General features: G+C 70.1%; 13 protein-coding genes and 2 pseudogenes. 10 read left to right on the top strand and 5 right to left on the bottom strand.

Annotated features, from left to right (window positions below):
- The 3 genes and pseudogenes from HPY23_RS08895 to HPY23_RS08885 all read left to right on the top strand — a co-directional run.
- A pseudogene (locus HPY23_RS08895) lies at positions 1-191 on the top strand (glycoside hydrolase family 108 protein); the annotation flags it as partial.
- A gap of 48 nt (positions 192-239) precedes the next feature.
- Positions 240-431 carry a hypothetical protein gene (locus HPY23_RS08890; RefSeq protein ID WP_058619152.1) on the top strand — a complete coding sequence of 64 codons (192 nt, stop codon included), beginning with the start codon at positions 240-242 and terminating at the stop codon, positions 429-431.
- A 25-nt stretch (positions 432-456) separates the two neighbouring features.
- Positions 457-852 carry a hypothetical protein gene (locus tag HPY23_RS08885; RefSeq protein WP_131800198.1) on the top strand — a complete coding sequence of 132 codons (396 nt, stop codon included), beginning with the start codon at positions 457-459 and terminating at the stop codon, positions 850-852.
- A gap of 684 nt (positions 853-1,536) precedes the next feature.
- On the opposite strand, the gene HPY23_RS08880 is transcribed toward HPY23_RS08885, so the two are convergent.
- Positions 1,537-2,109, bottom strand: coding sequence for a type 1 glutamine amidotransferase domain-containing protein (locus tag HPY23_RS08880; protein WP_091891783.1), 573 nt, complete (start codon positions 2,107-2,109; stop codon positions 1,537-1,539).
- Between the two features lie 160 nt (positions 2,110-2,269).
- On the opposite strand from HPY23_RS08880, the gene HPY23_RS08875 reads away from it, so the two are divergent.
- Complete coding sequence (locus tag HPY23_RS08875) at positions 2,270-2,488, top strand: hypothetical protein (RefSeq protein WP_060846237.1); 219 nt, start codon at positions 2,270-2,272, stop codon at positions 2,486-2,488.
- 83 nt (positions 2,489-2,571) lie between these two features.
- On the opposite strand, the gene HPY23_RS08870 is transcribed toward HPY23_RS08875, so the two are convergent.
- The gene (locus HPY23_RS08870) at positions 2,572-2,958 is read right to left on the bottom strand and encodes a hypothetical protein (protein WP_091891786.1); all 387 of its coding nucleotides are present in this window, start codon (positions 2,956-2,958) and stop codon (positions 2,572-2,574) included.
- 167 nt (positions 2,959-3,125) lie between these two features.
- Here HPY23_RS08870 and HPY23_RS08865 point away from each other — a divergent pair, with 167 nt between their 5' ends.
- From HPY23_RS08865 to HPY23_RS08850, 4 genes are all read left to right on the top strand, one after another.
- Positions 3,126-3,482 (top strand): DUF6496 domain-containing protein, encoded by a 357-nt coding sequence (locus HPY23_RS08865; protein WP_091891803.1) that lies wholly within the window; start codon positions 3,126-3,128, stop codon positions 3,480-3,482.
- A gap of 27 nt (positions 3,483-3,509) precedes the next feature.
- On the top strand, positions 3,510-3,716 hold the full coding sequence (locus HPY23_RS08860) for a hypothetical protein (RefSeq protein ID WP_091891789.1): 207 nt from the start codon (positions 3,510-3,512) through the stop codon (positions 3,714-3,716).
- Between the two features lie 226 nt (positions 3,717-3,942).
- Positions 3,943-4,155, top strand: coding sequence for a cold-shock protein (locus tag HPY23_RS08855; RefSeq protein ID WP_060846239.1), 213 nt, complete (start codon positions 3,943-3,945; stop codon positions 4,153-4,155).
- 185 nt (positions 4,156-4,340) lie between these two features.
- Positions 4,341-4,565, top strand: a complete 225-nt coding sequence (locus HPY23_RS08850) for an AsnC family transcriptional regulator (protein WP_091753266.1) — start codon at positions 4,341-4,343, stop codon at positions 4,563-4,565.
- Positions 4,566-4,720: 155 nt separating this feature from the next.
- Here the strand turns inward: HPY23_RS08850 and HPY23_RS08845 are convergent, their stop codons facing one another.
- Both HPY23_RS08845 and ligA read right to left on the bottom strand, forming a co-directional pair.
- Positions 4,721-5,629, bottom strand: coding sequence for a 3'-5' exonuclease (locus HPY23_RS08845; RefSeq protein WP_091891806.1), 909 nt, complete (start codon positions 5,627-5,629; stop codon positions 4,721-4,723).
- 32 nt (positions 5,630-5,661) lie between these two features.
- Complete coding sequence (gene ligA / locus HPY23_RS08840; RefSeq protein ID WP_091891791.1) at positions 5,662-8,142, bottom strand: NAD-dependent DNA ligase LigA; 2,481 nt, start codon at positions 8,140-8,142, stop codon at positions 5,662-5,664.
- Between the two features lie 175 nt (positions 8,143-8,317).
- On the opposite strand from ligA, the gene HPY23_RS08835 reads away from it, so the two are divergent.
- On the top strand, positions 8,318-8,605 hold the full coding sequence (locus tag HPY23_RS08835; protein ID WP_091891794.1) for a BrnT family toxin: 288 nt from the start codon (positions 8,318-8,320) through the stop codon (positions 8,603-8,605).
- The gene (locus tag HPY23_RS08830) at positions 8,586-8,855 is read left to right on the top strand and encodes a CopG family antitoxin (protein ID WP_091891797.1); all 270 of its coding nucleotides are present in this window, start codon (positions 8,586-8,588) and stop codon (positions 8,853-8,855) included. The genes HPY23_RS08835 and HPY23_RS08830 overlap by 20 nt, the downstream gene beginning before the upstream one ends.
- A 150-nt stretch (positions 8,856-9,005) precedes the next feature.
- Here HPY23_RS08830 and HPY23_RS08825 read toward each other — a convergent pair.
- A pseudogene (locus tag HPY23_RS08825) lies at positions 9,006-9,359 on the bottom strand (integrase core domain-containing protein); the annotation flags it as partial.
- Positions 9,360-9,468 lie beyond the last annotated feature (109 nt).

The raw sequence follows: 9,468 nt of genomic DNA, 5'->3' as shown, positions 1-9,468 counted from the left end.
CCGGGCTGGTGAACGCCCTGTGCGACGGGCGGCTGGCGTTCCTGCGGGCGCTGTCGACCTGGCCGCGGTTCGGCCGTGGCTGGGGCCGGCGGGTGGAGGAGGTCCGCGCCGCGGCGCTGGCGCTCCACGCCGCGCCCGCCCCCACTCCCGCCTGTCCGACCTGCGGCCGGGCCCGGGCCCGGGCCGCCTGAGATCCGAGCGCCGGCGGCATCCGGCGCCTCCTGTCGAGAGGCTCATCCATGCGCAAGCTCCTCACCCCGGGCGTCATCGCCGGGCTCCTCGCCGCCGGCGCGGTCGCGGCCGGCCTCGCCGGCAAGCCGGCCCTGGCCTCCTACCTGGGCGATCCGGACACCGCCGCGCAGGTAGTCGCCGCCGCGGGCGCCGTGATGGCGATCGCGGCCGGCATCCTCAAGGGCGTCCGGGCCGACTGATCCGGCCCTTACGCCAACCATGACCATGCGGGGCCCGACGATGATCGATGCGGTGATGACCCATGCCAAGACGGCCGCCGCCGCGATCGGCATCGCCGGGTCCTTAGTAGGTGCCTACGTCGCCACGGGACTGCCCATCCCGGCGACGCAAAGCTTCGTGCGGGCCGAGGTGACGACCGTCGCGGTCAAGATCGACGCGCTCGCCCTCGCCCAGCTCGAGCTTCAACGCGCCGCCATCTTCCATACGCGGGCCCGGCTCCGTGCCGAGCAGGCGGTCGACCGCGCTTTACGGAGCAAGGTCGACGCCACCTCCCGCGTCGCGCTCGATCATCGAACGGCCGAGATCGGCGACGAGCTGGCGCGCCTCGAGCGGGAGGACGAGGAGCTTCGCCTGCGCATCGCCAAGCTGCGGGGCGGGTAAGGCACCATCCGCTCGAAGCTGTTCCGGCGGTTTGTAAAACCGCCCTAACCCCTTGATCGCATTAGGTTGTCCCAGACGGTGGTTGGAGAAAAATCTGTTGTTTTTCAAGTCTCCCCGCTAAGCTGGGGGACTAGGGGTCGGAGGTTCGAATCCTCTCGCTCCGACCATAAAAACTCTGTACCGGCAGAGCATCTCATAGGCGGCTTGTTGGCCGCCTTTGTTGTTTCTAGGGTTTGGATTTCAGCGGAGCCTACCCTTGCGAGCCGTCTCGGACCGCCGCAGCGAAGGCATATCCGGCGAGATCGGCGTTTCTCATCGATTGTGCGATCTTCGTTCCCGATCCGCGCGACTCCCTCACCGCCTTCGGTTCGGGCCTCAGCCTCAACGCTGGTTATTCAGCGGCAGCCCGAAGCAGCTGCTCGCGTTCTTCCGCCGCCAGGGCAGACGGGGCGCCGGCATGGCAGGGGCCCTGGCGCAAAGGCGCTCCGGGTGTCCACCCGCCCGAGGACGATGCCGCTCCTTCAAACACCGGCGCGTGCTCCGACTTGGCCGGTAGCAATCGATGGCGTAGCGGCCCGATCGCTTCACGATGAGGTCGATCGGTCTTGTCCGCGCGGCGAAGCCTTTGGCTTCACCGCGCGGATACGCGTCATGGCGTCTGCGGAACTTGCCGGAGGCTCGACCTCACGCCGCCGCGCGGTCGTGGCGGCCTTCCTCGATCTCCTCGATGATCTTGGCCGAGAAGGCGTCGAGGTCGCCCGGGTTGCGGCTCGTCACGATGCCCTGGTCAGTGACCACCGGCTCGTCGCGCCAGTCGGCGCCGGCATTGACCACGTCGGTCTTGATCGAGGCGTAGGAGGTCATCCGGCGGCCCTTGGCGGCGCCGGCCTCGACGAGCAGCCAGGGGGCGTGGCAGATCGCGGCGACGACCTTGCCGCTCGACACGAAGCCGCGCACGATCTCGAGCGCCTTCGGCTCCAGGCGCAGCTTGTCCGGGTTGATCTGCCCGCCCGGGAGCACCAGGGCGTCGTAGGCCGAGACGTCGAGGCTCTCGATGTCGGCGTCGACCGCGACAGGGCGGCCCCAATCGGCCCCGTCCCAGCCGCGGATGCTGTCCGGCGCCTGGCGGGATTTCGGCGCCGCCACGGTCACCTGGGCGCCGGCCTGGGCGAGCTTGGCCTTCGGCACCTCGAGCTCACTCTGCTCGAAGCCGTCGGTCGCCATGATGAGGATCTTGGCCTGCGTGATGCTCGGCATCGGGGTATCTCCGGGGAGAGTGCGGGATGCCCGGGCAACGACCCCGGCCTGGACCGGTTCCGGTCCCCATTCCCGGCCCATCCCCGCCCTCTGCCGCGGCGGAACCCCGCCTGCCCGGGTCGGTTGATCCCCTGCATCCCGACGGACAGGAGGAACGACCATGGCCAATCCAGGCCTGCCCGGCCACGAGCCGGTTCCCGGTGGGATCCCGGGCGACATCCCGCCGCCGATCACCCCCGACGACCTGCCGGATACCGGCCCGACCGGGCCGCGCTCGCCCTACCCGGTCAACGATCCGGGCATCACCGACCCGACCGGGCCGGGCTCCGAGCCCGACTACCTCCCGGGCGGACCGAGCAATCCCGGCACGCGGTTCTGAAAACACGAAGGGCGCCCACCGGGCGCCCTTTTCGTTTCTGCGCCGGGGCGCGCACCCCTCGCATCGTCTTTCGCGCGCCGTCGTCAGTGCCCGCCATGCGAGCTGCGCACGTCGCGCGGGGCGTTCAGGATCTCGTTGAGAGAGGTCGCGACGTGGCGCGCCTCCTCGTCGGTGAGACGGAGCTGGAACGGCGGCAGGCCGCCCGCCTGAAGCGCCACCACCGCCTGGCCCTGCTCGTCGGTGCCGACCTCGATCGCCGGCGAGGTCACGTCGAGCATCGCCGCCTCGTCCTCGCCGAGGTCGTCGATCTCGGCCTCGTCCGGCTCGTGCATGACCGTGAGGAGCTGTCCCACCGCGCGCACGAGGGCGCGGGCCGCGCTGGCATCCATGATGACCGCGGTCGACTGGTCGTCCTTCTGGAACGAGAGCTGGATGTTCGAGCCTTCGAGGGAAACCGAGATACCCGCCATTGACAGTCCGACACCGTAGAATTGTGGTCCGTATATGGGAGCCCTCCGCCGGAGGCGACAGGGAATCGCGCGCAACGCCGGCCTGCATCGCGCGAAACGAGGCCAGACCCGCGGCGTTGATCCGCCGGAACGGAGCGCCGGACGCCCGAAACGAGCGGATGACGACCATGGCCGCACGCCAGAACAGCCCACCCAAGACCAGCTCACACAAGACGACCGACGCCCAGAAGGGCACGATCGCCCGGGTGATGCACGAGTTCAAGGAGGGCGAGCTGAAGCGCGGCGACGGCGAGCCGGTCACCGACCGGCGCCAGGCCGTCGCCATCGCGCTGCGGGAGGCCGGCGCGTCGAACCGGGAGAGCCCGTCCGACAACAGGGCGAATTTCCGCCGGACCCGGTCCAAGGAGCGCGACACGCGGTCCCAGGCGACCCGCGCCGCGCTCTACGACGAGGCGAAGCGCCGCGACATCAAGGGCCGCTCGCGCATGACCCGCGGCGAACTCGAGCAGGCGCTCAACCGTTAGGCGCGCTCTCTCGACAGGAAATCGCGCATGACCTCGAAGCAACCGAAGACCACCACCCCGACCGACGCCGACCTGAAGGGCAATCCCGGCACCGGCACCTCCAAGGGGATGACCATGTCCGGCGGCGATCCCGAGGATCTCGCCGGGGCCAACACCGACGAGGGCGACGTCGCCAACGACACCACGCCCCAGGGCGGCGTCGACCCCAACCAGCGCGGGCGCACCAACCGCTGACACGCGGGGTGCGCGTTGTCGCGGCAGCCCTGCCTTGTTCCGGACAGACTGCACCCCTACATGGGGTTCAGCGGCAACGGGCGGGCGGCCTCGGGCATCGTGCCCGGCCGGGACCCAGTGGGCCCCGGCCATCGAAGCTCCCATCCGGACAATTGGCGCTGTCGCACCGTCATGCTCTCGCGCGAGGGCAGAGCGTTGCGGCTTCTAACGAGACGAGGACGACCGCGTGAATACTGGTACTGTTAAGTGGTTCAACGACCAGAAGGGCTTCGGCTTCATCCAGCCGGATGATGGCGGCAAGGACGTTTTCGTCCACATCTCCGCGGTGGAGCGGGCTGGCCTGCGCGGCCTCGTCGAGGGCCAGAAGGTCTCCTACGAGCTGCAGGCCGACCGTCGCGACAGCAGCAAGATGTCTGCCGTGAACCTGCAGGTCGCCTAAAGGCGGCCCCCGGCCCGGGTTAACGTGATCTTAACGCTAATTCCGTTAAGGTTACGGAACCCAGGCCGCACTGGAGCGTTATGAGCTTGCGGGCTCAGACCATGCTCCGCCGGCGGCCCCCTGGCCGCCCGCCACGCACAGTCGCTCCCGCGTGGAGCGCCGAAAAGATAGAAGAAAAGACATCCATGTTGTTCGAGTTCACCCGGCGCGACGGCGCGCCCACCGTCTTCAACGACGGCCCTACTTTCCATGTCGACCAGATCAATCGCTTCGGCGATGGCGGCTCCACCGATGTGAGCCACCTGATCGACAAGAGCTACGGATACCACTCGTCCCGCGAGCTGCGTTGGCATCTCGCCGAGCGGTTCGGCCTGACGCCGAGTGCCGTGGCCGTGCGCGAAGCCCACTGAGGGCCGCGCGGGTCGTCATAGACCGCCGTCAATCGTACGAGGCGGGCCGCGCGCGAGCGCGGACCCGCCTTTGTCATGTCTGGACCGTCGTTTTCGTCATGCTCGGCCTGGGGCGGGAACCGGCGGCAGGGACAGGCGGACGAGCGTCCCGCCCCTCACCCCACCCGCAGCAGCCCGGCCAGCTGCGCCACGTCCCCCGGATTGTCCGACAGGAGCGCGTCGATCTCGCCGGCGGCGAGCGCCCGGACGTGGCGGCAATCCGGCCGGAACCGCGCCCCGGCGCAGGAGCAGCGCAGCCGCGGGCCGTCGCGGCCCTCGACCAGCCGCACGTCGTAGGGCGTGCCGCTGCTGCCCCGGACGACGAAATGCAGCAGCGGCGCGCGGGCCTGGCGCGGCGCCGCGCCGCGGCCCGCATCCTGAACCGTACTCGGGGCCGCGATGCCCCGCAGGGCGCGGGCCGCGAGACCGTCGGGCGCACGCGCGCCCTCCCCGGCCCGCTCGCGGGCGAGGCCGAGGCGGCGGGCGAGGCTCGCGACGTCGGGCGCGCCGGATTCCCGCATCACCGCGAGCGCGATCTGCGCGCAGGCATAGGCGTCCTCGCCGGCATCGTGGTGGCGAAACGTCACGCCGATCCGCGCGGCGAGCGACGAGAGCCGGTAGGTGCCCTGCCCCTGGCCGCCCTCGCCCGGCCAGTGCCGGCGGGCGAGCTGGACCGTGCAGAGCGAGGTATAGGCCGGCTGCGCCAGGCCGTAGGCCCGCAGGGTCGCCGCCAGCACCCCGACGTCGAAGCTCGCATTGTGGGCGAGGACCAGGCTGCCGGCGATCTCCGGCAGGAACGGCGCCATCGCCTCGGGGAAGGACGGCGCCCGCTCGACGTCCCGCGGCCGGATGCCGTGGACCCGGATGTTGCCGGGCGAGAAGCGCATCTCCGCCGGGCGGATCAGCCGCGATTCCCGCCGCACCACCCGGCCGTCCTCGATCCAGGCGAGGCCGACGGCGCAGGGGCTGTCGCGGCGCTCGTTGGCGGTCTCGAAGTCGATCGCGAGGGTGCGCGAAAAGCTCATCCCCGCGCTCTCCCCGGCGAAGACGCCGAATTTCAGGCGGAGGCGACCATCGTCAGCCACTCGTCCTCCGACACGACCTTCACGCCGTGCTTCTCGGCATCCTTGAGCTTGCTGCCGGCGCCCGGCCCCGCCACCACCAGATCGGTCTTGGCCGAGACCGAGCCCGAGACCTTGGCGCCGAGCCGCTCGGCCGTCGCCTTGGCCTCGCTGCGTGTCATCTTCTCCAGGGTGCCGGTGAACACCACGGTCTTGCCGGCAAAGGCCGCTCCTTGCGCCGCCGGGGCCGCGCGCTCGGTCTCGACCTCGGCGAGCAGGGCCTCGACCGCCGCGACGTTGTGCGCCTCGGAGAAGAACTGGATCAGCGAGGCGGTGGTCACCGCGCCGACCTCGCCGTCGTCGGCCAGCGCCCGGTAGGCGTCGCCGGGAACCTGGGCGATCGCCCGTTCCACCGCCGCGCGCACGCCGGCCGCGTCGCCGTAGGCCTCGACCAGGGCGGCGCGCTGCGGCGTCGACAGCCGCGCCACCGCGCCGCCGGCCAGCAGGTCCGCGTCGGGGGAGTCGGCGGCGGCCGCGAGCAGCCGGTCGCGGGTGGTGGCGCCGACCCGGTCGAGGCTCGCGAGCGCGATCCAGTCCGGCCCGGGCTGGCAGGCGGCCGCCGCCGCCACCCCCGCCATCAGGGCCGGGATGTCGGAGAAATGCTTGGCCAGCGCCTTGGCGGTCGCCTCGCCGACCTGCTCGATGCCGAGCGCGAAGATGAACCGGTTGAGCGGGATTTTTCTCCGCGCCTCGACCCCGGCGAGCAGGTTCTTGATCGCCTTGTCCTCGTCGTCCTTCTTCTTTGCCGCCTTCTTGACCTCCTTGCCCGCAGCCGCGGCGCGCTCGGCCGAGAGCGCCTGGCGGCGCGCCACCACGGCGGCCTTCAGGGGCTCGAAGTCCAGGCGGAACAGGTCGGCGGGCTGGCGCACCAGGCCGGCCTCGAACAGAGTCTCGATGTAGGTCTCGCCGAAGCCCTCGATGTCGAAGGCGTTGCGCGACACGAAGTGCTTGAGCCGCTCCTGGCCTTGCGCCGGGCAGATCAGGCCGCCGGTGCAGCGGCGCACCGCGTCGAGCTTGCCCGTCCGCGGATTGAGGCCGCGCACCGCGTGGCTGCCGCAGGCCGGGCAGGTCTCGGGGAATCGGTAGGGCACGGCTTCCGCGGGGCGGCGCTCCAGCACCACGTCGGCGACCTTCGGGATCACGTCGCCGGCGCGCAGGACAACCACCGTGTCGCCGACGCGCACGTCGGAGCCTTGCGCGAGGTCGAGATCGGTCCGCAGGCTCTGGCCTTGCCAGATCGCCACGCCGCTGCGGATCGGCGCGCCGTCGGCATCGACGCCGTGGACGTAATCCTCGTTGTGGAGCGTCGCGTTCGACACCACGACGCCGCCGACCGTGACCGGCTTCAGGCGCGCCAGCGGGTTGAGCGAGCCGGTGCGCCCGACATTGATGTCGATCGCCTCAACCACGGTGGTGGCGCGCTGGGCCGGGAACTTGTGGGCGAGCGCCCAGCGCGGGGCGCGGGCGACGAAGCCGAGGCGGCGCTGGAGCGCGAAGTCGTCGACCTTGTAGACGACCCCGTCGATGTCGTACCCGAGATCGGCGCGCCGCGCCTCGATCGTCCGGTAATGCGCCAGCATCGCGGGGGCGTCGGCGCACAGCACCGTCAGCGGGTTTACGGGCAGGCCCCAGGCGCGGAACGCCTCGATCATCTCGAACTGGCTGTCGGCCGGCTGGTCCGACATCTCGCCGGCCGCGTAGGCGAAGAAGCGCAGGGGCCGCGAGGCGGTGATGCTGGAATCGAGCTGGCGCAGGGAGCCGGCGGCGGCGTTGCGCGGGTTGGCGAAGAGCGGCTTGCCGGCCGCCTCCTGGCGCGCGTTGATGCCGGCGAAATCGGCGTGCGACAGGTAGACCTCGCCGCGCACCTCGCACACGTCCGGCCAGTCCGCGCCGGCCAGCTCTTCCGGAATCTCCTTGATCGTCCGCACGTTGGCGGTCACGTCCTCGCCCACCTCGCCGTCGCCGCGCGTCGCCGCGGTGACGAGGCGCCCGTTCTCGTAGCGCAGCGACAGGGACAGGCCGTCGATCTTCGGCTCGGCCGTGAAGGCGACGGGCTCCCCGCCGGAGAGACCGAGGAAGCGGCGCACCCGCTCGACGAAGTCGCCGATCTCCTCGTCCGAGAAGGCGTTGCCGAGGGACAGCATCGGCACCGCGTGGCGTACCTTGGCGAACTTGTCCGACGCCTTGGCGCCGACGCTGGCCGAGGCCTCGCCGGTGCCGGCGAGATCGGGGAAGCGCGCCTCGATGCTCTCGAGCCGGCGGCGCAGGGCGTCGTACTCGGCATCCGAGATCGTCGGCGCATCGTCGCCATGATAGCGCCGGTCGTGCTCCGCGATCTCCGCCGAGAGGGCGGCGTGGAGGCTCTGCGCGCTCTTGGGGTCGAGGTCGTCGAGGGCGGGGTCGCGGGTGGGGGGCATGGACGCTCGTGACGTGGACGATGTTCGGGCGTGATCTCGGGCGCCAGGCGGCGCGGCGGCGGGCGCGGGTCTCCGTGTGTCGTGCCTGACGAAATCTCCCATTTCGTTAACTGTGGCGCCACCCTGGCCCCGTACATACGTTTGTTTGCACCATGGGCGGGAGCAGCCTGCGTCGTTGGTCAGGATCGAGTGGGACGATGGCAGTCGCGAGAAATGCCGGAAGCATGGCGTTTCGATCGCGGAGATCCAGGACGCCTTGCGCGGGCGGCCGCCAATCGAGCCCGATCTGGATCATTCGGCGACGGAGCAGCGCCTGATCGCCATCGGACGTACGCCCGCCGGTCGATCGATCTTCGTTGCCTTCACGATCAGGCAGTATGGCGATGAGATGTCCATCAGGCCGATCAGCGCTCGCTCCATGCACCGCAAGGAGGTTGCATCCTATGAGCATCAAGATTCCTGAATTCGCCACCGATGCCGAGGCCGAGGCTTTTCTTGATCAGGATCTCTCCGGCCTGGATTTTTCGCAATTCAAGCCGGCCCGGTTCGAGTTCGCGCCCAAAACGGAGCGCGTCAACATGCGCTTGCCGAAAGACTTGCTCGATGCCGTCAAGGCATCGGCGTCACGGGAGGGAATGCCGTACCAGCGGTTCATCCGCCGTGCGCTAGAATTGGCCGTGTCCCGGCCGGAAGAAGCCAAGCCCGAGCGCTGAGCCGCGATCTGGGGTCGACGTCGGAAAACTCGAACCGTCGATCGCTCGATATGCGTCCTCGGGCGCGGATGGAGGCTGTCGCGAGTAGTGGCGTCGAGCGCAGCCCCGAGTTGGTGTGATCAGCCCCCACGGGGTGGCCCGAGTGGAATGTTAGTGAACCGTGGGCCTTTCCACCACGGGTAGCTTGGCCGGCGGAGCCGGTCGGGCGAGCGCAGCCGGCCAAGCGGTTAAAGCTGGCACGAACACCTCCGGGGCCGGCGGGCGGTCGCCGAGCGAGGCGTGCGGCCGAACCCCGTTGTAGTGTCTCCTCCAGCTCTCGATCAGGATCTGTGCCTCCCGCAGAGAGTAGAAGATCTCCCCGTTCAGCAACTCATCCCGCAGCCTCGCGTTGAAGCTCTCGATGTAGCCGTTCTCCCACGGTGAGCCTGGCGTGATGTAGGCTGTCTTTGCGCCCACGGCGGCGATCCACTTCTGCACAGATTGAGCGATGAACTCAGGTCCATTGTAAGCGCTCGGTGACGGATCCACTGGTCAGGCGGCCTGCTCGGCCTCACTGGTTGGCATCCAGTTCCAAGGCAGCAGATCGGCCAGTCGCTTGGCCGGGTGATCGGCG

It is taken from the genome of Methylobacterium ajmalii, assembly GCF_016613415.1.
GTDB lineage: Bacteria > Pseudomonadota > Alphaproteobacteria > Rhizobiales > Beijerinckiaceae > Methylobacterium > Methylobacterium ajmalii.
Note: the sequence above shows the minus strand (reverse complement) of the source record. Positions and strands in the feature narration are given on the sequence as shown.

What these genes read in the sequence shown, in the direction of transcription:
- HPY23_RS08890 (WP_058619152.1), top strand. Translation starts at nt 240, where the DNA reads ATGCGCAAGCTCCTCACCCCGGGCGTCATCGCCGGGCTCCTCGCCGCC.
- HPY23_RS08865 (WP_091891803.1), top strand. Translation starts at nt 3,126, where the DNA reads ATGGCCGCACGCCAGAACAGCCCACCCAAGACCAGCTCACACAAGACG.
- HPY23_RS08830 (WP_091891797.1), top strand. Translation starts at nt 8,586, where the DNA reads ATGAGCATCAAGATTCCTGAATTCGCCACCGATGCCGAGGCCGAGGCT.
- HPY23_RS08885 (WP_131800198.1), top strand. Translation starts at nt 457, where the DNA reads ATGCGGGGCCCGACGATGATCGATGCGGTGATGACCCATGCCAAGACG.
- HPY23_RS08850 (WP_091753266.1), top strand. Translation starts at nt 4,341, where the DNA reads ATGTTGTTCGAGTTCACCCGGCGCGACGGCGCGCCCACCGTCTTCAAC.
- HPY23_RS08875 (WP_060846237.1), top strand. Translation starts at nt 2,270, where the DNA reads ATGGCCAATCCAGGCCTGCCCGGCCACGAGCCGGTTCCCGGTGGGATC.
- HPY23_RS08860 (WP_091891789.1), top strand. Translation starts at nt 3,510, where the DNA reads ATGACCTCGAAGCAACCGAAGACCACCACCCCGACCGACGCCGACCTG.
- HPY23_RS08870 (WP_091891786.1), bottom strand. Translation starts at nt 2,958, where the DNA reads ATGGCGGGTATCTCGGTTTCCCTCGAAGGCTCGAACATCCAGCTCTCG.
- HPY23_RS08880 (WP_091891783.1), bottom strand. Translation starts at nt 2,109, where the DNA reads ATGCCGAGCATCACGCAGGCCAAGATCCTCATCATGGCGACCGACGGC.
- ligA (WP_091891791.1), bottom strand. Translation starts at nt 8,142, where the DNA reads ATGCCCCCCACCCGCGACCCCGCCCTCGACGACCTCGACCCCAAGAGC.
- HPY23_RS08845 (WP_091891806.1), bottom strand. Translation starts at nt 5,629, where the DNA reads ATGAGCTTTTCGCGCACCCTCGCGATCGACTTCGAGACCGCCAACGAG.